This is a genomic window from Sphingobium sp. B11D3A, from assembly GCF_025961695.1.
In the GTDB taxonomy this organism is placed as follows: domain Bacteria; phylum Pseudomonadota; class Alphaproteobacteria; order Sphingomonadales; family Sphingomonadaceae; genus Sphingobium.
This window is the reverse complement of record NZ_JAOQOE010000001.1, coordinates 2,803,495-2,827,476: the sequence shown is the minus strand read 5'-3', so window position 1 is coordinate 2,827,476 and position 23,982 is coordinate 2,803,495. Positions and strand designations below refer to the sequence as shown.

At 66.3% G+C, this 23,982-nt stretch carries 23 protein-coding genes; 11 read left to right on the top strand and 12 right to left on the bottom strand.

Annotation, left to right across the window (positions count from 1 at the left end; genetic code table 11):
* Positions 1-43: 43 nt before the first annotated feature.
* On the bottom strand, positions 44-727 hold the full coding sequence (locus M2332_RS13190) for a queuosine precursor transporter (RefSeq protein ID WP_264574411.1): 684 nt from the start codon (positions 725-727) through the stop codon (positions 44-46).
* Positions 728-908: 181 nt separating this feature from the next.
* On the opposite strand from M2332_RS13190, the gene M2332_RS13185 reads away from it, so the two are divergent.
* From M2332_RS13185 to M2332_RS13175, 3 genes are all read left to right on the top strand, one after another.
* The gene (locus tag M2332_RS13185) at positions 909-2,141 is read left to right on the top strand and encodes a NupC/NupG family nucleoside CNT transporter (protein WP_181558667.1); all 1,233 of its coding nucleotides are present in this window, start codon (positions 909-911) and stop codon (positions 2,139-2,141) included.
* Positions 2,142-2,163: 22 nt separating this feature from the next.
* Positions 2,164-2,832 (top strand): glutathione S-transferase family protein, encoded by a 669-nt coding sequence (locus tag M2332_RS13180; RefSeq protein ID WP_264574410.1) that lies wholly within the window; start codon positions 2,164-2,166, stop codon positions 2,830-2,832.
* A 206-nt stretch (positions 2,833-3,038) separates the two neighbouring features.
* Positions 3,039-3,428: a hypothetical protein gene (locus M2332_RS13175; RefSeq protein ID WP_264574409.1), complete on the top strand. Its 390-nt coding sequence runs from the start codon at positions 3,039-3,041 to the stop codon at positions 3,426-3,428.
* Between the two features lie 196 nt (positions 3,429-3,624).
* Here the strand turns inward: M2332_RS13175 and M2332_RS13170 are convergent, their stop codons facing one another.
* A complete protein-coding gene (locus M2332_RS13170) occupies positions 3,625-4,089 on the bottom strand; it encodes a cupin domain-containing protein (protein ID WP_264574408.1) in 465 nt (154 codons plus the stop codon).
* A 119-nt stretch (positions 4,090-4,208) separates the two neighbouring features.
* Between M2332_RS13170 and dapE the strand changes: the two genes are divergently transcribed.
* Entirely contained in the window at positions 4,209-5,363 is a 1,155-nt protein-coding gene (gene dapE / locus M2332_RS13165) for a succinyl-diaminopimelate desuccinylase (protein WP_264574407.1), read from the top strand.
* Between the two features lie 133 nt (positions 5,364-5,496).
* On the opposite strand, the gene M2332_RS13160 is transcribed toward dapE, so the two are convergent.
* The 4 genes from M2332_RS13160 to M2332_RS13145 all read right to left on the bottom strand — a co-directional run bounded on the left by M2332_RS13160 (position 5,497) and on the right by M2332_RS13145 (position 8,855).
* Positions 5,497-6,135: a PEPxxWA-CTERM sorting domain-containing protein gene (locus tag M2332_RS13160; protein ID WP_264571982.1), complete on the bottom strand. Its 639-nt coding sequence runs from the start codon at positions 6,133-6,135 to the stop codon at positions 5,497-5,499.
* Positions 6,136-6,340: 205 nt separating this feature from the next.
* Positions 6,341-6,904 carry a Smr/MutS family protein gene (locus M2332_RS13155; RefSeq protein WP_264574406.1) on the bottom strand — a complete coding sequence of 188 codons (564 nt, stop codon included), beginning with the start codon at positions 6,902-6,904 and terminating at the stop codon, positions 6,341-6,343.
* A 2-nt stretch (positions 6,905-6,906) separates the two neighbouring features.
* Entirely contained in the window at positions 6,907-8,184 is a 1,278-nt protein-coding gene (locus tag M2332_RS13150) for a murein transglycosylase A (protein WP_264574405.1), read from the bottom strand.
* Positions 8,185-8,204: 20 nt separating this feature from the next.
* Complete coding sequence (locus M2332_RS13145) at positions 8,205-8,855, bottom strand: Tim44/TimA family putative adaptor protein (protein WP_264574404.1); 651 nt, start codon at positions 8,853-8,855, stop codon at positions 8,205-8,207.
* A 355-nt stretch (positions 8,856-9,210) separates the two neighbouring features.
* Here M2332_RS13145 and secB point away from each other — a divergent pair, with 355 nt between their 5' ends.
* The 4 genes from secB (at position 9,211) to M2332_RS13125 (ending at position 13,319) form a co-directional block, all read left to right on the top strand.
* Positions 9,211-9,702: a protein-export chaperone SecB gene (gene secB, locus M2332_RS13140; RefSeq protein ID WP_181558661.1), complete on the top strand. Its 492-nt coding sequence runs from the start codon at positions 9,211-9,213 to the stop codon at positions 9,700-9,702.
* A 159-nt stretch (positions 9,703-9,861) separates the two neighbouring features.
* A complete protein-coding gene (gene murJ, locus M2332_RS13135; protein ID WP_264574403.1) occupies positions 9,862-11,442 on the top strand; it encodes a murein biosynthesis integral membrane protein MurJ in 1,581 nt (526 codons plus the stop codon).
* A gap of 88 nt (positions 11,443-11,530) precedes the next feature.
* A complete protein-coding gene (gene trpS, locus M2332_RS13130) occupies positions 11,531-12,535 on the top strand; it encodes a tryptophan--tRNA ligase (protein WP_264574402.1) in 1,005 nt (334 codons plus the stop codon).
* Between the two features lie 139 nt (positions 12,536-12,674).
* Positions 12,675-13,319, top strand: coding sequence for a DUF4136 domain-containing protein (locus M2332_RS13125; protein WP_181558658.1), 645 nt, complete (start codon positions 12,675-12,677; stop codon positions 13,317-13,319).
* 67 nt (positions 13,320-13,386) lie between these two features.
* On the opposite strand, the gene M2332_RS13120 is transcribed toward M2332_RS13125, so the two are convergent.
* From M2332_RS13120 to tsaD, 3 genes are all read right to left on the bottom strand, one after another.
* Positions 13,387-14,913, bottom strand: a complete 1,527-nt coding sequence (locus M2332_RS13120) for a lipopolysaccharide biosynthesis protein (RefSeq protein WP_264574401.1) — start codon at positions 14,911-14,913, stop codon at positions 13,387-13,389.
* Positions 14,914-14,998: 85 nt separating this feature from the next.
* Positions 14,999-15,985, bottom strand: coding sequence for an NAD(P)H-dependent glycerol-3-phosphate dehydrogenase (locus M2332_RS13115; RefSeq protein WP_264574400.1), 987 nt, complete (start codon positions 15,983-15,985; stop codon positions 14,999-15,001).
* Positions 15,982-17,019 carry a tRNA (adenosine(37)-N6)-threonylcarbamoyltransferase complex transferase subunit TsaD gene (tsaD, locus tag M2332_RS13110; protein WP_264574399.1) on the bottom strand — a complete coding sequence of 346 codons (1,038 nt, stop codon included), beginning with the start codon at positions 17,017-17,019 and terminating at the stop codon, positions 15,982-15,984. The genes M2332_RS13115 and tsaD overlap by 4 nt, the downstream gene beginning before the upstream one ends.
* A 52-nt stretch (positions 17,020-17,071) precedes the next feature.
* On the opposite strand from tsaD, the gene hemC reads away from it, so the two are divergent.
* Genes hemC through M2332_RS13095 form a run of 3 tightly spaced genes read left to right on the top strand, consistent with a single transcriptional unit; the run spans position 17,072 to position 19,628 of the window.
* The gene (gene hemC / locus M2332_RS13105) at positions 17,072-18,010 is read left to right on the top strand and encodes a hydroxymethylbilane synthase (protein WP_264574968.1); all 939 of its coding nucleotides are present in this window, start codon (positions 17,072-17,074) and stop codon (positions 18,008-18,010) included.
* A complete protein-coding gene (locus tag M2332_RS13100) occupies positions 18,007-18,690 on the top strand; it encodes a uroporphyrinogen-III synthase (RefSeq protein WP_264574398.1) in 684 nt (227 codons plus the stop codon). Before hemC ends, M2332_RS13100 begins: the two co-directional genes overlap by 4 nt.
* A 17-nt stretch (positions 18,691-18,707) precedes the next feature.
* Positions 18,708-19,628: a hypothetical protein gene (locus M2332_RS13095; RefSeq protein ID WP_264574397.1), complete on the top strand. Its 921-nt coding sequence runs from the start codon at positions 18,708-18,710 to the stop codon at positions 19,626-19,628.
* 15 nt (positions 19,629-19,643) lie between these two features.
* On the opposite strand, the gene M2332_RS13090 is transcribed toward M2332_RS13095, so the two are convergent.
* The 3 genes from M2332_RS13090 to M2332_RS13080 are packed head-to-tail and all read right to left on the bottom strand — an operon-like array spanning position 19,644 to position 23,956.
* A complete protein-coding gene (locus M2332_RS13090; RefSeq protein ID WP_264574396.1) occupies positions 19,644-20,039 on the bottom strand; it encodes an acyl-CoA thioesterase in 396 nt (131 codons plus the stop codon).
* On the bottom strand, positions 20,032-22,143 hold the full coding sequence (locus M2332_RS13085) for a S9 family peptidase (RefSeq protein ID WP_264574395.1): 2,112 nt from the start codon (positions 22,141-22,143) through the stop codon (positions 20,032-20,034). Before M2332_RS13085 ends, M2332_RS13090 begins: the two co-directional genes overlap by 8 nt.
* Before the next feature lie 40 nt (positions 22,144-22,183).
* Positions 22,184-23,956, bottom strand: coding sequence for an SLC13 family permease (locus tag M2332_RS13080; protein ID WP_264574394.1), 1,773 nt, complete (start codon positions 23,954-23,956; stop codon positions 22,184-22,186).
* Positions 23,957-23,982: the final 26 nt, after the last annotated feature.

Here is a 23,982-nt window from a genome sequence, read left to right as displayed (position 1 = left end):
AGAATAGCGAGGCTTCGACAAGCTCAGCCCGAACGGATTTACATTACCGGTCGAGCCGGCGCCCCAGTGCCACGAACGCATAGATGACCGGCGGCACCAGCAAGGCCGAGAGCAGCACCTTGGCGAGCATCTGCCCCACCAGCAGCGCCCCGATGGGAAAGACGCCGTAAAAGGCGATGGTGACGAACAGCAGCGTATCGACGATCTGCGAGAGCACGCTCGCCGTGCCGGCGCGCAGCCACAGCAGCCGGCTCCCCGCCTGCCCCTTGAGCGCAGCGAAGATGGTGACGTTGAGGATCTGCGAAATACCGTAAGCGACGATGCCGCCCGCCCAGATGCGCGGCGTGCCGGACATGATCATGGCGAAGGCTGCCTGCCGCTCCGGCGCCATTTCGTGCGCGGCCGGCAGGGCCAGCACGACCACGGAGAGCAGGATCGAGACGATCAACGGGATGAAGCCCAGTAGCACCAGCCGGTTGGCGACGGCCCGGCCATGCAGTTCCGCCACTGCGCTCGACACAACGACCAGCAGGAGGAAAGCGAAGATGCCGGCTTCTACCGCCAAGTCCCCCAAGCCGAGCGCCGAGCCGATGGCGCCGAGCGGCCCGAGCGAAACCTGTTTGTTGCCGAGAACACCGGCGATGCACACCATGCCGCCATAGAAGACGGACAGGACGAACAGCGAGCGGGCGATGGGTGCGGACGAGGCCTGAGCGGGTGCGGTCATCCCCGTCGCTTAATGCCTTTGCAGCGAGGCGGGAAGAGACCCTGTGCGTGCATGCCACGCGCCGCCGTGCAACGACACCCGGCGCCGCGCAGCCGATTGCCGCGCTGCAGCGCGCCTGTATAAGCGATTCGCGCTGATGGCCCTTTGGCGGGCCATGCGAACAGGGGACAGCCGCCACTCCATGCCCATCCTCATCGGCCTCGTTGGCATCGTCGCGATTCTTGCCATCGCCGTGCTGCTCTCCGGCAACCGGCGCGCCATCCGCCTACGCGTCGTCGCCGCCGCCTTCGCCTTGCAAGCCGGCATCGCCCTGCTGGTTCTCTACGTGCCCGCCGGCAAGGCCGCCATCGCCGCCATGTCGCATGGCGTGGGCAATCTGCTCGGCTATGCGCAGGCGGGCACGAACTTCATCTTCGGGCCGCTCGCCCGGCCGGAGGTCGGCGGCACCAGCTTTGCCATCGCCGCCCTGCCCGTCATCATCTTCTTCGCGAGCCTCGTCTCGATCCTCTATTATCTTGGCATCATGCAGTTCGTCATCCGCTGGGTCGGCGGCGCCATCCAGAAGGTGACCGGCATCTCACGCGTGGAGAGCCTGTGCTGCGCCGCCAATGTGTTCGTGGGCCAGAGCGAAAGCCCGTTGGTCATCCGGCCCTACCTCGCCAGCCTCACACCGGCCCAGCTGTTCACCGTGATGACGAGCGGCATGGCTGGCGTCGCCGGCACGATCCTCGCCGCCTATGCCTCGATGGGCATCCAGATCGACTATCTGCTCGCCGCCGCCTTCATGGCCGCGCCGGGTGGCATCTTGATGGCCAAGATCATCATGCCGGATAATCCGGACGATGCCGAGATCGAGCCGGTCATTCTGCCCGATGCCACCCATGAGGAGGAGAAGCCCGCCAATCTCATCATGGCGGCCGCGCAAGGCGCGCAGACTGGCGTGAAGCTGGCCGTCGCGGTCGGCGCGATGGTGCTTGCCTTCGTGGCGCTGGTCGCGCTGGCCAATGGCCTGCTCGGCGGGGTCGGCAACTGGTTCGGCTATCCCGATCTCAGCTTCCAGATGCTAATCGGCAAGCTGTTCGCGCCGGTGATGCTCCTGCTCAACATTCCGTGGAACGAGGCGCAGGTCGCGGGCGGCCTGTTCGGCACCAAGGTCGTGCTCAACGAGTTCGTCGCCTTTATCGAGCTGGGGCAGGTGCAGGCCACGCTATCGCCCGCCACGGTGGCGATCACCACCTTCGCACTGTGCGGCTTCGCCAACTTCTCGTCCATCGCCATCCAGATGGCAGTGACCGGCAGCCTGGCGCCTAATCAGCGGCCGATGATCGCCCGACTCGGCATCAAGGCCCTGATCGCCGGCAGCCTCGCCAATCTGATGAGCGCGGCGCTGGCCGGGCTGATGCTCAGCCTCTGATCGAGCAAGGGGAGATGTGCGGATGCTGAAGCTCATCATCGGCAACAAGGTCTACTCGAGCTGGTCGCTGCGCGGTTGGCTGGCCGCCAAGCAATCCGGCCTGCCCTTCGAGACAGTGCTTGTCCCGCTGTTCGACGAGGCGTGGGAGGCCCGCAAGGCGCAGAGCGACCTCGCCGTATCCGGCGGCAAGGTGCCGACGCTGTGGGATGGCGACATCGCCGTGTGGGACAGTCTTGCCATCATCGACTATCTCGACGCGATCTCCGGCGGCACCCGCTTCTGGCCGCAGCACACGGCAGCGCTGGCGCTTGCCCGCTCGATGGCAGCGGAAATGCATTCCGGTTACCAGCCGCTACGCCAGACCTGCGGCATGAACACCCGCCACATCCTCCCCCCGCGCGATCTCGGCCCCGATGTCGCCGCCAACGTCGGGCGCATCGTAAGCCTGTGGGAACAGGCCCGCTCGCGGTTCGGGGCAGAGGGCGATTATCTCTTCGGCCCCTTCGGCGCCGTGGACATCATGTTCGCGCCGGTCGTCTCGCGCTTCGTCACCTATTCCATCGCAGTACCGCCAACAGCGCGCGCCTATATGGACGCCATCCTCGCCCACCCATGGATGCGCGAATGGCTGCACGATGCCGCGCGGGAAAGCTGGGTCATTCCGCGGCTGGAGCCAGCGGGCGCGGGATGATGTTTTCGGGGGAGCGTGGGACAGTCTGCAACCTAGCTCGAACCCGCTCCCCTTGAGGAGGGATGCGGAAACTTGGCAGCGTTGCCTTAGGCCGTACACTCGTAAATGCGTGCCAGAGTGTGGACGCTATACCCGCACCGCGTAGTAAACGCAGGTGTGCGTTCGACCCAATTGCAGAAGTTTAACGCTCCAGTATTCTCGACAAGATGCTGAACGAACGCCTGCGTAACCTGCCCTATCTCGTCCACACCAATCGAGAGCTTGGTCTCATGTTGGCAGGGAAAAAGCCGTTGGCCTACTTTGTCGATGGCAAGGACCGTTTCCCGGAGGTTGTTTGTCGATACCTGCGCCTGTTTGACGGCCATGTCGAAGCAGGGCGGATCGTTCGATACGATCATTCATCAGACGCCACTTGGGGGAGCCGTCACCATATTCTTTATGCCCTTCCAAGCGAGAAATGGCGCATTCAAGCTATGCTCGATCTCATCTTGAGCGATGATCCATGGTCGTCCGATCATGAACGACGAGAAGGTGAACTACTTGGGTATGCCGATTGGATGAACGATTACTGGCTGGAGCAAATATACCGGCGCTAAGATCTCATCAATCACGGTCATTCCGCTTATGGGTTTACGGCCCCGTCAAAGCTGGCAGAGGGTCCAGCGATCTAAAGATCAAAGATCACCTACCCCTCATCCAACTCCGCCTAGCCGCTGATAGCGGCAAGGCTGCGTATCCTTCTCCCGCAAGGGGAGAAGGTGGACGAAGAATCGCGCAACTTAGCCTTTACACTCACGGCAGGCGCTCGGCTCCATAAGGCGTGCCATCGCGATGCTGATAGCCGCCGACCGTGAAGATCATGTCGATATCTGAATAGCGCCCGCCGGCATCGCGATTCCCCGCGCTCAGGCAGATGAAGGTGCAATTCGTATCGCTGCGATTGACGAGATGATGGCCATTGGCGACGCCCGCGGCCCAGGCCACGCAATCGCCGGGGTGCAGGATGGTCTCGCCTTCGTCCTCGATCAGCACCGCCTGCCCGGACAGCATGATCAGAAACTCATCCTCGCCCAGATGCCAGTGCCGCTGCGAGGACCAGGCGCCCGGCTCCAGCACGACATGGCTGGCGCCCAGATGCGTCAGGCCGGCATGGCGCCCCAGCCGCCGGTGCCAGCGCCCGGCCACAGGCTCGTTGAACGGCGGCGGATAGCCCGTGCTGTTGCTCTGCTCCACCTGCTCGATCTCGATCTTGGGCATGTCGGCTCCTCCTGTGTTGCGCCCCTCCTCGCTACCGCAGGGGGCCCATCACCGCCAGAGGGAGCGCAGGGCGCGGACCTCGCTTCCCTTGGCGCGCAAGCTTGGCTAACGCAGGCGCCATGAGCACCGCCCCGTCCCTCACCGATCCTGTCGCGCTTGCCGAAGCGCTGATTGCATGCCCGTCCGTCACACCGGCGAGCGGCGCGGTGTTCGATGCGCTGGAAGCGATGCTGACCCCGCTCGGCTTTACCGTCGAGCGCTTCATCGATGGCGAGCCGCCGCACGGGCCGGTGGAAAATCTATTGGCGGTCCGCCGGACGGGCGATGGCCCGCATGTCGCCTTTGCCGGCCATCTGGACGTGGTGCCCCCCGGCGAAGGCTGGACGAGCGACGCCTTCCAGCCCGAGCGGCGCGGCGAGTTGCTCTACGGGCGCGGCGCTGTGGACATGAAGAGTTCCATCGCGGTGTTCGTCGCGGCCATCGCGCAGGCCGATGCCGAGGGCACCTCGCTGCCCGGCACGATCAGCCTGCTCATCACCGGCGATGAAGAGGGCGACGCCGTCTACGGCACGCGCGCGCTGATGCGCCACATGGCCGAGCGCGGCGTGACGCCCGATGTCTGCCTCGTGGGCGAGCCAACCTCGGTCCAGCGCCTTGGCGACATGATCAAGATCGGCCGGCGCGGCTCGGTGAACATGTGGATCAGCGTTGAGGGCATGCAGGGCCATGTCGCCTATCCGCATCTGGCGAAAAACCCGATTTCGCCGCTGGTGCGCATTTTGTCCGCCATTGAGGCGATCGAACTGGATCAGGGCACCGACTGGTTCCAGCCGAGCAATATCGAAATTACCGACCTGCATGTCGGCAATCCGGCAACCAATGTCATTCCCGCAAAGGCCACGGCCCGTATCTCGATCCGCTTCAACGATTTGCATCGCGGTGAGGATCTCGTTGCCCGAATCCGCACCCTGGTGGAGGCCGAAGGCGGCACGCTGCGCGCCATGATCAGCGGCGAGTCGTTCCTCACCCAGCCGGGTCCGTTTTCAAGCCTGATCAGCGAGGCGATCGCCGCCGAAACCGGCGTCACACCGGAACTGTCCACCAGCGGCGGCACCTCGGATGCCCGGTTCCTCTCGGCGCTTTGCCCGGTCGTGGAGTTCGGTCTGCTGAATGCGACGATGCACAAGCTGGATGAGGCGGTGTCGCTGGCCGACATCGAAAGCCTCACGCGCATCTACAAGCGGATCCTGAGCGCAGCCCCAACGCTCGGTTGACGCGGCGGCACTAGGGCGAACCGCTCAGGCAGCCTTGCGCCTCACCTGCTGAACCGCCGATCCTAAAACCAAAAGAAAACGCCGCCGGCCTCCCAACCGACGGCGTTTCCCAAATCTGTCGACTGATTGAAAATCAGGCGAAGGTGACGCTCGTGGCGCCAGCGCGGCGACGCATCACGCCACCGACCAGGCCAAGGCCAGCGATCATCATCGCCCAGGTGGCGGGCTCCGGAACCGGAACGGTCGCGAGATTGTCGATCTCGAACGAGTTGCGGCTCGATTCCAGCGTCAGGCCAACGATCTTCTCGTTACCCTCAGCGAAGATCTGGAACAGACCGTTGGTGTTCGCCAGGATCTGGTTGCCGTCGGCGTCGTTGGTGAAGTTGCCGCCCGGCGTGATCACGAAGCTGGAGCCACCGTCCAGCAGAACGGTCAGCGTGTTGTAGGCGTCGATCGAACCCCAGTCGAACTCCACCGCGCTGGCAGCGCCGAAGTTGATCGTCGCAGAACCGTTGGCGAGAACCGACAGATAGGACGACGAACCGAACGTCGCATAGGCCGGCGGCGCGCCGGTCGAGTTGGACGGCGGCGTGTTAATCTGGAAGTTCGAGCCGGTGATGCCAGCCGTCGTGTCGAACTGGTTGATCACATTGTAGCCCGCCGTCGGTGCGGACGTGCCGGGGAAGTACAGGAAGGTCACGGCCTGCGCCGGGGTAACCGCGGCAAGGCCGAGGGCGATCGCAGACGCCTTGGCAAAGAGGTTCATGTTCATGTTCAACTCCCACATAAGAGAGGCAATTGTTAATCGATTCTTAACCCTCCGTCCAATGGGATTTCGCACAAATGCGGTAAATTTCTGTCTCATTTCGGAGCGCGAATATGAACGGATGCAAATGGCGGTTTCCTGCCTGCCAGCGGGCGACATGCCAGTGCGGACATCCTCGTGCGCATGGCTATCCCGGGCCACGCAGCGCTGCCTAATTGCTGCGGCGCAAAATCACGTAGAGAGCGCCATCGCCGCCATGGCGAGGATGGGCCTGCCGGACGCTGGCGATGCGGTGGGCATGGGTGCTCCTCGCCAGCCAATCGCCGATTTCGGCGCGAATCGCGCCGCGTCGCCGGGTCTCTCCGGGCGCTGGAGCGGGTCGCGGTTTGCCGGTCACAACCAGCAGCACCCGCCAGCCCTGCGCGAGGGCATCGCCGATGGCCCGTTCCAGCCGGATATGCGCTGCCGCCAGATTGAGGCCGTGCAGATCGATGGCATGATCGGGAATAATCCGCCCGGAGCGAATGCGCTTCTCCCAGCTTCCGTCCAGCACGGGCACGGCGGCGGGCGCCGGCGGGGATGGCGGCGGCGCCATGGGACGACTCGGTGGAATTCGGCCCTTGACCGGCTTGGGGGCATCCAGCGCCGCAGCAAAAGCCGCTGCCGAGACCGGCTCCACCGGCGGAAGCGGACGGACCCGCCGCAGGGGCGTCACGGTACGGGTCAGCTTGCCCCAGAGCGCGCGCTCATCGGGCGTGAGAACCCGTCGGGCCATGCTCAGCGGCCAGCGGTCAGGCGGGCATAGGTGCCGATCGGCAGCAGAAGCAGCGCGCTCCCCCGCGCCGACATGCCGCCGGCAATCCCGCGGGCACGCTCACCGGCTCCCCAAAAGGTATCGAAGCGGTTGCTGCCCTTGATAGCCCCGCCGGTATCCTGTGCGATCCAGAGCCCGTTGGGCTCGGCCCGGTCGAGCGACAGCAGCACCGGCGCGCCAAGCGGCACGAAGGTCGGATCGGCCGCGACGCTCACCTCCGCCGTCACCGGCACGCCCAGCGCACCCAGCGGCCCGGGACCGGTCAGCTCCTGGAAGAAGACGTAGCTTTTATTCTCGTTCATGATCGCCTGGCCCTGCGCCGGATTGGCGCGCAGCCAGCTCATGATGTCCTGCATCGAGCCGATCTGGATCAGCCCCCGGTCCCGCATCAGCCGGCCGATGCCGGTATAATCGCGCCCATTCTGCCCGGCATAGCCGATGCGCATGATCCCGCCATCAGGCAGGCGCAACCGCCCGCTGCCCTGCACCTCGAGGAAGAACAACTCGACCGGATCGACGGCATAGGCCAGTTCCAGGCCACGCCCGTTCAGCACGCCTGCGGTGATTGCCGCCCGGTCATCATAGGGCACGAAGCTGGAGCCCTGCACCTTGCCCCTGATGCGCCGACCCTTGAGGCTCTCGCTGAACAGGCCGAGATCGACCTCGATGAGATCGTCCGGCTTGCGATAGATCGGCGTCTCGCAGCCCGCGGCGCGCGTGCGGCAGCCGGCGATTTCCGGTTCGTAATAACCGGTCGCGAACGCCTTGCCGTCACCGACCTGCACGGCTTCGAAATAGCGACGGAAGAATTCGCGCGCGTTTGCCTCGCTCCAGCTTGCCGCCGCCGCGCAGGCCGTTTGCCAGTCGGCATTGCCAGTGAGGCCGCTCTGGTCGCGGCGACGCAGCAGCGAGGAGCAGGAGAGGCGGAAGGCGCGCAAGGCTTGCCCCATCCGCTCGGATGCGGTCGGCAGGACCGTGTCGATCGCTGGCCCTGGCGTCAGGCCGGCCGCCACGGCGGGCGCCAGCTCAGCCTGATCGGGCGCAGGGGTAGGCGCAGGGACCGGGGTAAGCGGCGGACGCGGGGTTGCCGGTTGCGGCGGCGTGGCGGGCGAAGAAGGCCGGGAGGGGACGGGTCGCTGACCAGGCCCACCCGGCGGAATCATGCTCCCGCACGCCGCAAGCGCCAGCGCGCTTGCCAGAGCGGAAAGCTGCTTGAAACGAGTCTGAAAACGAGCCGGCATGGCGATCCGCCTGCGCGCGATCAGCCTTCGTCCGTCTCCACCAGCTCCCAATTGGGATCCCGGCTGGAGAGATTGCGGCTGAACGTCCAGGTTTCCGCCGTGGAGATGGCATCGTCCAGCGATCCGGCCACAACATTGCCGTCCCGGTCGCGGGTGACAGCGGACAGATCGGCTTCGAAGTGGATCGCGATGAACGCGGTGCCGCTTTCGACGCGCGCAGCGTCGATCCGCGCGTCCTCGATGCGGACGAGCTTGTTGTCCATGGTCAGCCCATCGGCCTCGCGCTGGTCGATGGCGGCGCTGAACGCCTCATACACATCGTCCGCGCAATAGGTGCGCAGCGTCTCGCGGTCGCCCTTCCAATAGGCTTCGAGGATCATGCCATAGGCCGCCTTCGCGCCGCCCAGAAACTGCGCGACATCGAAGTTGCGGTCGGTCGCGATGATCGCGCGCAGGCCGGGCTGGGCCGGCACTGCCACCGCATTGTCGGCCGCGCGCTGCGCGGGCGTGCGATTATCGACCTGCCCGGAGGACGGCATGGGCGCGGCCGGACGATCGTCGGCCGGCGTGGGAAGCTGCCGCTGCTCATGACCCGTGCGCTTGCCGAGCACAGAGTAAAGCCGCAACGCCAGCAGTGCGAAGATCATGGCCAGCACGACGATGACGGTCACGAGGTCAACACCCTTCCTTCAAAAATACAACCCGCAAGACATAGGCACGTTCGCGCAAAACTTCAAACGGACAACGCGCCAGATCGCCGGAACGATACCGACATTGGGTAAAAAAGCCGCCAACGCAGGCGCCCGGCCTCCCCACCCCGATTTTCGTCGGCCCCGCATGCGTTCCGCGCACCCGGGAAGCGCCACCCCATTGCCCCCGCCTTGCGTGCCTGCTAAGCGGCGCGCCCATGGACAAGGAGCGCGGTTTTGCCCGGCACGCTCGGTGTCCGGCGACTTTCCAGCTTCTAGGTCGCGGCGGTCCTGCGCCGGCGGCATGGCAGCGACCATCGAGGAACAGGATTCACGCATGACCGACACGACCGACACCGTCGCCAATGGCGCCGACACCCAGCCCCAGATCGGCCTGATCGCGCAATATGTGAAGGATCTCTCGTTCGAGAACCCGAACGCGCCGGCCGTCTACCAGTGGCAGGAGCAGCCGCAGATCGACATCAACTTCAACATCAGCAACAACCAGATTGCCGATGATGTGTACGAAGTCGCGCTGAAGGTGAGTGCTAAGGCCGTCGCCGAGCAGGGCACCGCCTTCGCCGTCGAACTGGTGTTCGCCGGCCTCTTCGGCATCCGCAACGTGCCCGAGGACCAGATGCGCCCGTTCCTCTATGCCGAGGCGCCCCGCCTGCTCTTCCCCTTCGCCCGCCGCGTGCTGGCCGATGCCGTGCAGGACGGCGGCTTCCCGCCGCTCATGCTTGATCCCATCGATTTCGGGGCTCTCTACGTCCAGCAGCAGGCCCAGATCGAGGCCGCCGCGCAGGGCGAGCCCGCCGGCCACGCCTGATCATCAGCCAGTCCGGCATAGAGGAAGGGTCATGCCCATGCGCCTTGCCTTTCCTCGCCTGACTGCAGCCCTTCGCCGCCCGGCCGCTCCTCAGCGTTGCCGGGCGGTGCCGTTTCGCCCGGCCCGAATATTGTCGACGTCGCCACTGTCGGAACAGCCATGAGCCTGCTGCGCTCCACCGGCACCATCGGCGCCCTCACCCTCGTCAGCCGCGTCCTCGGCATGGTGCGGGACATGCTGATGGCGCGCTATGTCGGCGCCGGCTTCGCGTCGGACGCCTTCCTGATCGCCTGGCGCCTGCCCAACCTGTTCCGCGCGCTGTTCGCCGAGGGCGCCTTCTCCGCCGCCTTCGTGCCGATGTTCAACCGCATCATGGGCAAGGAGGGCGCCGATGATCCGGAGGCCGGACGCGCGGCAGCGATTCGCTTTGCCGGTCAGGTGCTCTCGGTCCTCTTTCCCATTCTCGTCGCGCTCACCATCGTCATGATGCTCGCCGCCGGGCCGGTGGTGTGGGCGATGACCGGCGGCTTCCCGGATGGTGGTCCTGAGAAGTTCGCGCTCGCGCGGCATCTCACCATCATCACCTTCCCCTATCTCGGGCTGATCTCGCTCACCTCGCTGCTCGGCGGCATCCTCAACAGCTTCAACCGCTTCTGGGTCAATGCCGCAGCGCCCTCCCTGCTCAACCTGTGCATGATTGGGGCGCTGCTGTTCTTCCGGGGCGACACAGAGATCGAGACCGCCGTCACCCAGGCGATTGCCGTCACCGTCTCCGGCGCGATGCAATTGCTCTGGCTGATCTGGTCCTGCCGCCGGATCGGCGTGACCCTGAAGCTATCGGTCCCGCGCCTCTCGCCACAGGTGAAGGCGATGCTGCTGCTGATCGCGCCCGCCGCCATCGGCCAGGGCGCCATACAGATCAACCTGCTCATTTCCACCTCGCTCGCAGCGCGCTTCCTGCCGCAGGGCTCGGTGAGCTGGATCTATTATGCCGACCGGCTGAACCAGCTTCCGCTCGGCCTGATCGGCATCGGCGTCGGCACGGCGATGCTGCCGCTCATCTCCCGACAAATCGGCGCCGGCGACACCCGCGCGGCCAATGAGACGCAGAATCGCGCGCTGGAGCTGGCGCTGTTCCTCGCCTTGCCCGCCGCGATCGCCCTGTTCGTCTCGGCCGTGCCGATCATCCGCGGCGTCTTTCAGCATGGCGCCTTCACGGCGGAAGACACGCTCGGCGCGGCCGCCGTGCTCGCCGCCTTCGCACCGGGCGTCCCCGCCTATGTGCTCATCAAGGTGCTGACCCCCGGCTTCTACGCACGCGCCGACACGAAAACGCCCGTGCGCATCGCGTTCATTGCCATGCTGGTCAATCTGGTCGGCAATCTCACGCTGATCTGGCGGTTCGGCGCCGCCGGCATTGCCGCTTCCACGGCCCTCTCGGCCTGGGTGAACGTCGCGCTGCTCTACTGGACGCTCAGCCGCAAGGAGCATCTCACCCTCGACGCGCGCTTCCGCGCCAAGGCGCTGCGCATCGTCGCGGCCGGCGCGCTGATGGGCGCCGCACTTTGGGCGGGCAACCAGCTTCTCGACGCGCATATGGCCGCCGGCTTCTGGCGCCGCCTCATCGCGCTCGGCCTGCTCTGCGGCGGCGGCGGGCTGGTCTATGCCATCGCCGCCATCGGCTTTGGCGCCTATCGCATCGCCGAGCTAAAGGCGCAGTTGCGGCGCAGACCGCGCTGACGCGCCCCCTCCCGATTGTTCGCCCGGCTTGACGCCACGCCTCACGGACGACAGAGCGGGGCTCTTCTTATAAAGCAGGACTTTCCTCATGCGCGTGCTCTCCGGCATCCAGCCGACCGGTAATCTCCATCTGGGCAATTATCTGGGCGCGATCCGCAACTGGGTGCGGATGCAGGATGAGATGGATGCGGAGTCGCACTGCTTCTTCTTCCTGGCGGACATGCACTCGATCACCGTCCACGAGACGCGCGAGCAAAGGCTGGCCAATGTGCGGGACATGGCGGCTGCGCTCGTCGCGTGCGGCATCGACCCGGATCGCTCGGTGCTGTTCAATCAGGCGCGGGTGCCGGCTCATGCCGAGCTGTGCTGGTTGCTGAACGGCACGGCGCGGATTGGCTGGCTGAACCGCATGACCCAGTTCAAGGACAAGGCCGGCAAGAATCGCGAGGGCGCCAGCGTCGGCCTGTTCGTCTACCCGGTCCTTCAGGCCGCCGACGTGCTGCTGTATCAGGCCACCCACGTGCCCGTAGGCGAGGACCAGAAGCAGCATCTGGAGCTGACCCGCGACATTGCGGTCAAGTTCAACACCGATTTCGGCGTGGAGCTGTTCACCCTGCCCGATCCGATCATCCCCAAGGAGACGGCGCGGATTATGAGCCTGCGCGATGGCACGGCCAAGATGTCCAAATCCGACCCCAGCGACATGAGCCGGATCAACCTGACAGACGACAGCGACACCATCGTGCAGAAGGTGCGCAAGGCCAAGACGGATGCCGAGCCGCTGCCCGCCGAGGCGGCCGGTCTGGCCGGGCGGGCCGAGGCGCTCAATCTGGTCGGCATCTACGCCACCCTTTCGGGCACCACGCCCGATGCGGTGTGCGCGCAGTTCGCCGGGCAGGGCTTTGGCGCCTTCAAGCCGGCGCTGGCCGATCTTCTCGTGGCGCACCTCGCGCCGATCCGGGACCGGTTCATTGCGTTGCAGGAAGATCATGCCGCGCTCGATGCCATATTGGAGAAGGGTGCCGCAGCGGCCGCCAAGGCAGCCGAGCCTACCCTGCGCGGCGCCTATGAGGCGATGGGATTGATGCGCTGAGCGAAGGGTCACTGCGCCGTTTCGACACACGACACACCGATTGCAGGAACCGCATTCAACGCCAGTTCATTTGACCTAAGGTATCAAGGCGTACACTACGTCCTAAAGGGTGTACTCGCCCGAGAAACGGAACCGTCTTATGAACAGCAAGCGTCTCCTCGTCACTGCAGCGGCCTCGCTCCTTGCGCTTGGCCTCGCAGGCTGCGCCTCGCCCTTCAAGGCGGATGTGGCCCGCTTCCAGCAGCTTCCGCCCGCGCAGGGCCAGAGCTTCACCATCATGCCCGGCGAACAGGATCTCGCCGGCAGCCTCGAATTCCAGCATTATGCGGATCTGGTCGCCCAGCGTCTGGTCGATCAGGGCTATACCCGCGCGGCGGACCCGGCGAGCGCGCAGCTCGTCGTTGAGCTGGATTATGGGGTGGATCGCGGTACGCAGCGTGTCCGCTCGACCGGCTTTGCCCGCTCGCCCTTCTACGATCCCTTCTATTATCCCGGCTACTATCGCGGCTGGCGCGGTCGCTATGTGATGGGCTGGAACGATCCCTTCATGTGGGGACCGGGCTATACGGATATCGAGAGCTACATGGTCTACCAGAGCGATCTGCACATGCGGATCAACCGGGTCGGCGGCGAGCCACTGTTCGAGGGCACCGCCCGCGCCCAGTCGCTCAGCAACAAGCTGACCTATCTGGTGCCGAACCTCATCGACGCGCTGTTCACGGGCTTCCCGGGGCAGAATGGCGAAGAGGTCCGCGTGACCGTGGCGCCCGAACCGAAGAAATAGGCTTTCGGCAGATTATCGAACAGGCCGGTGCCCTCCCAATGGGCGCCGGCCTTTTTCTTGGGGCTCGTCAGGCGGGCGTGTCGCTCCCGCCGGCGCCGAGCTTCTGCTTGCGGAACAGCGTGCGGTCAGCCTCGCCGAACGCGACCTTCCACATCAGCACGCAATAGACAGCCAGCGTGAGCGGCAGGCCGATCACCAGCTCGATCCATTCGAGCCGGCGGGGGAGCAGGGTGAAGCCGAACCCGACAAGTCCGGCCACGACACCGCACAGCACAAGGCTCGACCGCCAGATCGGCAGGCGCATCCCCAGCAGACCGCCGAGCAACCGGGATTTGGCGATGGCGCCGCAGCCGAGCGCAATCGCCAGCGCCACCGCCGGCATCGCGGCGACATAACCATCCGCCAACTCATAACGGCGCGCCATGATGAGCAGGCCGACGGTAAGCATCGCCTGCAGACCCACGGTGGCGAGCGAGAGATAGAGGTTACGCAGGCGAGCCAGATAGACCAGCGCCGCCTCGCTCACCACCGCCGGGCTCGCGAGCACTTCCGCCGCCAGCAGGCCGCCAAGCGCGGCGGCACCGATCACGAAGGTCGGCCCGACCAGCCCCATCACCGCCTCGCCCGGCATCGCCAGCGCCACGGCGACCCCAAGCTGCGCCGCGACGATCCAGAAGCCGACCTGGCTCACTTGGCGCCCAATCGCCTCATGATTGCCGAGCGCGATGTTGCGGGTGATGACCGGGCCGAGAATTGGCTCGAAGCTGGTCTTGAGCTTCTGCGGCAGGGAGGCAACCTGCTGCGCGACATAATAGATGCCGACGATCGCGGGAGACGCGAACAGGCCCAGAATGGCCAGATCGAGACGCCGCGTGCCCCATTCGATGGCGTCCGCGCCGGCCAGCGGCAGATTGCGCATGGCCAGATGCCATATCCGCCCCGGATGCGGTCGCCAGCCGCGCGGCAGGCCATAATGGCGCATCAGCGGCCAGAATGCCGCCAGCATCGCGGCCGCCATCGAGGCGACATAGGCGAGGATCAGCCCGTCGCGCGGGGAATAGAAATAGAGCGCCAGCGCCGCGATGCTGATTGTCCACGGTTCGACAATCGCACGTGCCCGCACCGTCGCGGCGATGTTGTATTGATAGGCGCAGGCTGCCAGCGCCACCTCGGTCGTCGCAATGGCGATCACGATCAGCGGCAGAAGCCGGTCCAGCCCGTTGAGGCCGCTATTGGGGAACATCGCCTCCGGAAAGACGATGAGCAGGCCCGCCGCCACCGCGCTGACGAGGATGCACAGCCACATGGCATCGGCAACGACATGGGCCTGCGGGCGGCTGTCCTTCGCCAATTGCTCGGCGAGGCCGCGCTTGAGCCCCATGGTGGCGAGTTGCGCGGCAAATTCGATGACCAGCACGGCATAAGCGAAGCGGCCGAGCGTCGCCGCGCCATAGAGCCGCCCGGCAATGAACAGGAAGGGAATGCGCGCCGCCAGCCGCAGCACGAAGCCCAGCACATTGGCCCTGCCGCCCCGCGCCAGCGCCGAGATGTCATCGCGTTCGGCCTGCTCGGCCTCCCCACGCGCTATGGTCATGCAAGGCGCTCCCCGGCGCGGGCCGTTGCGCCGCGCCAGCCAGCCATAGGCGTTGCGATCGATGTGCGCAAAGTCTCTTGGTCCCTCATTCGGCGCGTAACGGCCGAGCCAGCAGCGCGGCGATCACATCGTCAACGCGCGACGCGCCGGAAAGAAGCGCGCAGACCGCTTCCGTGACGGGCATATCGATGCCCTGTGCGCGCGCCGCTTCGTGCAGCACCGGTGCCGTCGAGGCCCCCTCGGCCACCGTATGGCGATGGGCCAGCAGCGCATCCGGGGATTGCCCTTGCCCCAGCCCATAGCCCAGCGCATAATTGCGGGAGCGGGTCGAGGAACAGGTCAGCACCAGATCGCCCAGGCCCGACAGGCCGGCCATCGTCTCCGGCCGCCCGCCCCGCGCGAGGCCGAAACGGGTCATTTCCGCAAAGCCCCGCGCGATAAGCGCGGCACGGGCATTCTGCCCCAGTCCCGCGCCCTCGACCACACCGCAGGCAATGGCGAGGACGTTCTTGACCGCGCCGCCAATTTCGGCGCCCACCACATCATCCGAAACATAGGGTCGGAAGGTCGGCCGCGCGATCACATCGGCCAGCAGCCGCGCCAGCGCTTCTTCCTCAGCAGCAAGCGTGACAGCCGTCGGCAGACCAGCGGCGACCTCATGCGCAAAGGTCGGGCCGGAGAGCACCGCCACCGGCGAGCCGGGCATCACCTCGCGGGCAACTTCGTGCATCAGCAGATGCGACCCGGCCTCGATGCCTTTCGAGCAGAGAATCAGCGACTGGCCCTGCGGCGCGAACTGGGAGAGGACTGCGCGCATCGACTGGGAGGGCGTCACCACCAGCAACGCCCCGGCGCTGGCGAGATCGTCCGGTGCCTGTGTCGCCCGAATGCGTGGCGAGAGGGGCTGGCCGGGCAGATAGGTCTCGTTCTGGCGGCGCGTGTTGACCGCCTCCACCACCGCGCCATTGCGTGCCCAGAGTAGCACGTCGCTGCCCCCTTCTGCCAGCACCTGCGCCAGCGCCGTGCCCCAGGCGCCACCACCAAGCACGCCAATCGGCCCTGCCGCGTTCATGCCTTCACCCCCGCGCCGCGCACCGTCTCGGCGCTCGGGTCCAGCGGCCAGCGCGGGCGCGCCGCCACGGCGAGATCATCCACCAGGCCGAGCGCGAACCGCTCCGCCCCCGCCCAGCCGATCATCGCGGCATTGTCCGTGCACAGCCAGAGCGGCGGGGCGACGAATCGCAACTCGTGCTGAGCGGCTAGCCCCTCCAGCGCGCCCCGCACGCCCGCATTGGCGGCCACACCGCCAGCGACGACCAGCGCCGTCGGCCGGCCCGTCATGGCATTCAGAGCGCGCTTGGTGCGATCGACCAGACAATCGATGACCGCCTGCTGGAAACTCGCCGCGATGTCGGCATCCGCCCATTGCCCGCTCTCGACTGCGCGCATCACCGCGCTCTTGAGGCCGGCGAAGGAGAAATGCGGCTCGCCGCTGCCCACCAGCGGGCGCGGCAGCGGCACCGCGCGCGGATCGCCTTGCGCCGCCAGCGCCTCGACCTTCGGTCCGCCGGGAATGCCGAGGCCGAGCAGCTTGGCGGTCTTGTCGAACGCCTCGCCCGCGGCATCATCGATGGTCGTGGCAAGCCGACGATAATCGCCCACGCCGCGCACTTCGAGCAACTGGCAATGCCCGCCCGAGACCAGCAGCAGCAAATAGGGGAATTCCAGCGATGGATCGGCCAGACGCGGTGAGAGCGCGTGGCCCTCCAGATGGTTGACCGCAATCAGCGGTTTGCCAGCCGCATGAGCCAGCGCCTTGCCGGTGACGAGGCCGACCATCACCCCGCCGATCAGCCCCGGCCCTGCGGTCGCGGCAATGGCATCGACATCCGCGAGGCTGAGCTTGGCGTCGGCCAGCGCCGCTTCGACCAGCGGAATCAGGGCCTCGACATGCGCGCGCGCCGCGATTTCGGGCACCACACCGCCATAGGGGCCATGCGCCGCTTCCTGCCCCGCGAGACGGTGGGCAAGGATCGTGCGATCGCTGGCGACCAGCGCAGCCGCCGTTTCGTCGCAGCTTGATTCAAGGCCAAGGATGATGGGCATGGCACTTTCCTCTAGAGACGTGCGCGCGCAGGGTCTATCGGCATTCGCCATCATGCCCGAGCAGTTTCCCTCGCCCACCGCCCCGCTGCGCCTCGGCACACGCGGCTCCCCCCTTGCCCTGGCCCAGGCGGAGATGACGCTGGCCGCGCTTGCGCTCGCCCACGGCCTGCCCCGTGAGGCGCTGGAGATCGTCGTCGTCACCACCAGCGGCGATCGCATTCAGGACCGCGCCCTGGCCGAACTGGGCGGCAAGGCGCTGTGGACCAAGGAGCTGGATCGCGCGCTTCTGGCGGGCGAGATCGATTGCGCGGTGCATTCGATGAAGGATGTGGAAACGATCCGGCCGGAGAGCATCCACATCGCCGCGATGCTGCCGCGCGCTGCGGTGGAGGACCGGCTGATCGGCGCACCGAGCATCGGGGCCTTGCCGCAGGGCGCGCTCATCGGCACCGCCTCGCCCCGCCGAGCCGCCCAGCTCCGCGCGCTCCGGCCAGACCTGCGCACGACGCTGCTGCGCGGCAATGTCGCGCGACGCCTCGCCAGCGTCGAGGCCGGCGAGATCGATGCGACGCTGCTCGCAGCGGCGGGCCTCAACCGGCTCGGCATGGAAGATGTCGGCGCCACCGTCCCTGCCGAGGTGATGCTGCCCGCCGTCGCGCAGGGCGCGGTCGGCATCGAATGCCGCACCGATGACGAGCGGATGCGCCGCCTGCTCGCCGCGATCAGCGATGCGCCGACGCAAACCTGTGTTCTGGCCGAACGCGCGCTGCTGCTCGCACTAGGCGGCAGTTGCCACTCGCCCATCGGCGCGCTGGCGCAGCTGGCCGGCGCCGGCGTGCATCTGCGCGGGCAGATTCTGCTGGAGGACGGCGGCGAGCAGGTCTCCGGCGAGATCATGTTGCCCACAGGCGATACAGCCGGCGCCGCCGCGCTGGCAGCGCAATTGCTCGAGGGCGCCTCCCCAGCCCTGCGGAGCCTGTTCACGCCGTGAACCGCCCCTATCTCATCCTGCGCCCACAGCCGGGCAGTGATGCGTCTGCCGCCAAAGCCGCTGCGCTCGGTCTTGAGGTAGTGCAATTGCCTCTCTTCGAGGTGGTTGCGGTCCATGAAGAACCGCTCCCGCAAGGCCCGTTCGACGCCCTGCTCATCACCAGCGCCAATGGCGCGCGCTACGGCGGTGAGGCACTGGCCTGCTTCCCGGACCTGCCGGTCTATGTCGTGGGCGAGGCCAGCGCGGACGCGGTGCGCGAGGCTGGCCACCCCGATGTCATCATCGGCGGGGGCGATGCGGCCTCCACCGTCCCCATGATCGTCGGGGCCGGCCACCGGCGCATCCTGCATGTCTGCGGCGAAGAAACGCGCCCCTTCGACCCGCTCGATCTCAGCATCACGCGCCATATCTGCTACCGCACCGAGGCGCGGGACATGCGGCGCTACACCAAGATGCTGGTCACCATGCCGCCCTCCGTCATCGCCGTGCATTCGCCCGCCGCCGGGCGGCGCCTCAACGCGCTGATGCCGCCTGCCTGCCGCAACCATTTCCTCATCGCGATCAGCCAGGCCGCGGCAGACGCCACCGGATCGGGCTGGCGCCGGGTGAGCGTCGCGCAGGAGCCGAACGATAGCGCCTTGCTGCGCCTCGCAACCTCGCTATGTATAGGCGCCTCTTGAGGGATCGGGCAGAACAGATGGACGGCAACGCACCGGAAAACGGTGTCGGTGAGATGACGGACCGAGCGCAACCGCCGCGCCGGAGCCGATTGCGGCTGATCGTCGCCTGCTCGCTGATCGCCTTCCTGCTCGGCCTCGGTGCGATGGCCTGGATCATGACCAATTGGGATCGGCTGTCCTTCGGCCCCGGCAGCGATCCGGCGGCACTCACAGACGATATGAACGCCGCGCAGAACGGCGCCGAGAGCGGGGCGAATGGGCAGGCGCCGGATGCCACGCGGTCGCGCGGTCTCTCCGACGTCACCGAACGCCCCGAAGATCGTGTGCTGACGCTTGAGCAGCGCCTTAACCGCATCTCGCTTGCTGCGATTGCAGCCTCTGGCCATGCCAACCGGGCCGAGGCGATGATGATCGCCTTTGCCGCCCGGCGCGCGCTCGATGCCGGCCAGCCGCTCGGCTATATCGAGGGCCAGCTCCGGCTACTGTTCGGCGATGCGCAGCCCAAGGCCGTCGCCACCATCGTCAACGCCGCAGCGCAGCCGGTGACGCTCACCACGCTGCGCCAGGGGCTGGAGCAGGTCCGCAGCACCGCACAGCGCGGTGACCCGAATCAGGGCTGGTGGTCGGCAGCGATGCGGGAGTTGCGGGGTCTGGCCGTGATCCGCCACGCTGGCGATCCCTCCCCAGAGCTGGACGAGCGCATCACGCGCGCACGCATGTTCACCGAATCCGGACAGATGGAAGCCGCCATCGATGAAATCGCGGCGCTCCCGGCCCAGCCTGAGGCCGAGCTGTGGCTGGAGCAAGCCCGCCGCTACAAGGAAGCCCGGCGGGCGCTCGATGTCATCGAAGCCGCCGCCATTCTGGAGCCGCGCGCCGCGCCCATCGTAGCGCCCGCCCCGCTGCCCACCGAGACTGAAGCAAGTCCGCAGCCCTGACCGCGCAGTGCTTCGTTAAGCCAGAAAAATTGTCGCGAGATCGGCGGGCACCCGCGCCAGCCGGCCCGTCTCCTTGTCGATCATCGCCCAGGTCGTCCGCGCATTCACCTTGGACGTGCCATCGACACCGGTGAAGGCGATCAGCCGATCGAACCGGGCGCCGCGCGGCGGCTCCTCGATCCAGGTCCGCGCGAGCACCGTCTCGCCTTCGGTCACATTACCGCGATAATCGATCTCGTGCCGCGTCACGACCCACACATAGCGCTCCTGCGCGTGGGGCGGCGCCAGCGATTCCCAATGGGCAGTGGCAAGCTGCTCCATCCACCGCACCCAGACCGCATTGTTCACATGGCCCATGATGTCGATGTCATCGGGGCCGGCCGTGAAGTGCTGCTCGAATGCCTTACCCATGGCCGCCCCCATGATCGCCGGCGCCCTGCCCGGCTTCTTCCATGCCAAGCTGCCACAAGATGAAGGCAAATTCCTCTGCTGTTTCCCGGAGCGATTCCCAGCGGCCGGACTTGCCGCCATGGCCGGCTTCCATATTGGTCTTGAGCAGCAGCACATTGTCGTCGGTCTTGAGCTCGCGCAGCTTTGCGACCCATTTCGCCGGCTCCCAATAGGTCACGCGCGGATCGTTGAGGCCGGCCGTCACCAGCATCGGGGGATAGGCCTGCGCTTTCACATTATCGTAGGGCGAATAGCTGGCGATCAGGTCATAGGCGGCAGCATCCTCGATGGGGTTGCCCCATTCCGGCCACTCGCCCGGCGTCAGGGGCAGCGTCTCATCGAGCATCGTGTTGAGCACATCGACGAACGGCACGTGCGCGACCACGGCGCCCCACAGATCGGGATCGGAATTGACGATGGCGCCCATGAGTTCGCCGCCAGCCGAGCCGCCCGACGTCGCGATCTTGCCCGCCGAGGTGTAGCCAAGGGCGATCAGCCCCTTCGCCACATCGACGAAATCGTTGAACGTGTTGGTCCGCTTCTCCAGCTTGCCGTCCTTGTACCATTGCTGGCCAAGGTCATCGCCGCCGCGGATATGAGCGATGGCGAAGGCGAAGCCGCGGTCGACGAGGCTGAGCCGCGTGGTGCCGAAGCCCGGCTCGATGGCGATGCCATAGGCGCCATAGCCATAAAGGTAGAGCGGCCGCGAGCCATCGAGCGGATGGTCGCGCCGGTGCAGCACGGAGACGGGGATCGGCGTGCCGTCCCGCGCCGTGATCGTGAGGCGCTGCGTGGCATACAGCGCCGGATCGAAGCCGGACGGAATCTCCCGCACCTTGAGGGTTTCGCGATGTCCGTCGGCCAGCCGATAGTCGAAGATCGTCTCTGGCGTGACCATCGATTCATAGCTCAGCCGCAACGTATCGACATCATATTCGGGATTGTCGTCCAGCCCGGCGACATAGCTCGCCTCGGGGAAATCGAGGCGCTTGGGCGTGTTGGTGGCGTAATCGCGGATCTCGACCTGATCGAGACCGTTCTCGCGTCCTTCGGTCACGTAGAAGCGCTTGAACAGACTGAAATCGGTCAGGTAAAATGCGTCGGAGGCTGGCAGCACCTCTTCCCACTGGTCCGGCGTCTCGATACGCGCGCGGGCCAGGCGGAAATTGGGGTGGGTGTCGTTGGCGCGGATGTAGAGCCAGCCCTCATGCTCATCCACGTCATATTCGCGTTCGGGCACGCGTGCCGAAACGAGGATCGGCGCGGCGGTCGGGTCGCCGGCCGGCACCAGCCGCACCTCGCTCGTCACATGATCGCCGGTGGCGATGACGATCCAATTTTCCGCGCAGGTGAGGCCCACAGAGACGCGGAACCCTTCGTCCGCCTCATGGTACAGCATGACATCCTGCGCCACATCGCTGCCCAGCCGGTGGAGCATCGCGCGATCCGTGCGCCACTGGGCGTTGGCCGGGGCATAGACGAGCGCGCGATCATCGTGGGTCCAGACCAGCGCGGAGAGCACGTCCGGAATGACGTCCGGCAGCATCTCGCCGGTTTCCAGATTGCGGATGCGCACGGTGTAGCGCTCCGACCCGTTGTCATCGATGGCATAGGCGAGCAGGCGGTCGTCATTGGAGATCGCCACGCCGCCGAGCCGGAAATAATCCTTCCCCGCTGCCAGCGCCGGCTCATCGACGATCAGTTCGTCCGCGGATCCGTCCTCCGCCGCGCCGACCTTGCGGCGCCAGTGGCGGCGATATTGCTCGCCCGCCTCGAAGGTGCTCCAGTAGACATAAGCCCCGTCCTTCTGCGGAACGGAGCCGTCCTCCTCCTTGATGCGGCCCTTCATCTCCGCGAACAGCGCATCGACCTGGCTCTTGCGCGCCGCCATATGCGCCTGGAAATAATCGTTCTCGGCCGTCAGATAGTCGAGCACGTCGCGATCCGTCACCTCGGGATAGCCGGGGTCGCGCAGCCAGGCCCAAGGGTCGTCCAGCGTGCGATTGTGGTGGACGGAGCGGTGGGGGCGTTGCGCCGCGCGGGGCGGCTGGAGCGTATCGGTCATCCCCGCCAGATAGGCGCTCGAAGGGCCGCGCTCAATGCCGTCAATAGAGCGCCGCCAGTGCGAGGCAGGTCGTGACTCCGACCACGACGTTCATCGGCAGGCCGATCCGCAGGAAATCGGCGAAGCGATAATTGCCGGCCGCATAGACCATAGTGTTGGTCTGATAGCTGATCGGCGTCGCGAAACTCGCCGAAGCCGCGAACATCACCGCGATCAGCAAGGGGCGCGGATCGGTGCCGAGGGTCGTCGCCAGGCCGATGGCAATCGGCGTCATGATCACCGCCACCGCGTTGTTGCTGACGGCTTCGGTCAGCGCACTCGACGCAAAATAGACGATGAACAGCAGCACCAACGGACTGGCATTTTCCAGCAGCGGTCGCATCGCGTTGACCAGCAGGGTAATGCTCCCCGCCTGATCGAGCGCCGTGCCGACGCACAGCATGCCGTAGATCAGCACCAGCACATCGCCATTGATGGAGCCCCAGGCTTCATCGCCATCGATGCAGCGCGCGGCGAGGACGATGCCGACGGCGATCAGCCCGGCGACCATGATCGGGACGAGCCCCAAGGCGGAAAAGACGATGGTGCCCGCCAGCGCGGCGACCGCGATGGGGGCCTTGGTCGGGCGAAAGGCTACGCCTTCGGTCTCTTCCACTCCGATGAGGTTCTGGTTCTCGCGCAGCGCATTGATGGCCGCCTCTGACCCGGTGACCAGCACCGTATCGGCAGCGCGCACGCGGCTATCGGCCAGGGTCGGCCCGGCGTCATGGCGATGCCGGGTGATCCCCAGCAGCCGCACCGGCAGCACGTTGAGGAACGGGATTTCCACCATCCGGTTACCGATGCTCGGGTGACCGGGTGAAATGATCGCCTCCACCACCAGCGGCGCGTCGGCTTTGGTGTTGCCGACCGTCGCGATGCCAAGCTCGATGTCCTTGTTGGTGCGCAGGGTCATCAGGTCGGCCAGCTTGGCGCGCACCACGAGGCGGTCGCCCGCCATGAACGGCTCGTCCATGGCCTCGATCAGTTGGCTGCCCCGCTGGATGCTCACCAGTCGAACCCGCTTGAGGAGACCGCTTTCGGAAAGGTCTTTGCCGATCAGGCCGCTATCCCGCACGATCCGGATCTCGCTCAGGAACACCCGGTCCGCGTCGCTGTGATAGGGCGCGCCGTCACCGTCCGGGAGCAGGAAGCGCCCGAGCACCGCAAGGGCGACAGTCCCGGCGGCGGCAACGATGATGCCCACAGGCGTGATCTCGAAGACGCTGAACGGCGCGACGCCCAGATCGCGCGCGACGCCATCGACCAGAAGATTGGTCGACGTGCCCACCAGCGTCAGGGTTCCGGCCAGCATGGAGATGTAGGACAAAGGAATGAGCAGCTTCTTGGCGGAAACGTTGATCGCCGAGGCCAGCCGCAACACGATGGGGATCATGATGACCACGACCGGCGTGTTGTTCATGAACGCAGCCGCCGCCAGCAAACCAACGACCAGCTCGATCATCGCACGGATCGGATGCGCCTTGGCGCGAGCCACGATCCAGTTGCCGATCACATCCAGAATGCCGGTGCGGGTCAACGCGGCCGAGAGCACGAACATGGAGGCAATGGTGATCGGCGCGGGATTGGCAAAGGCGCGCAGCAGCGATGCGCTGTCCAGCAAGCCCGTGACCAGGAAGGCGCAGACGCCCAGCACGGCGATCACCGTCGCCGGATAGCGCTCCCGCACGAACGCCACGAAAAGTCCCACAAGGATGACAAGGCCGACAAGGGCCCGGTTGGCGTCGATGATCGCGGAGAGCCACTCAAACATCACCCTCCCCTAACGCCCCTGTCGGA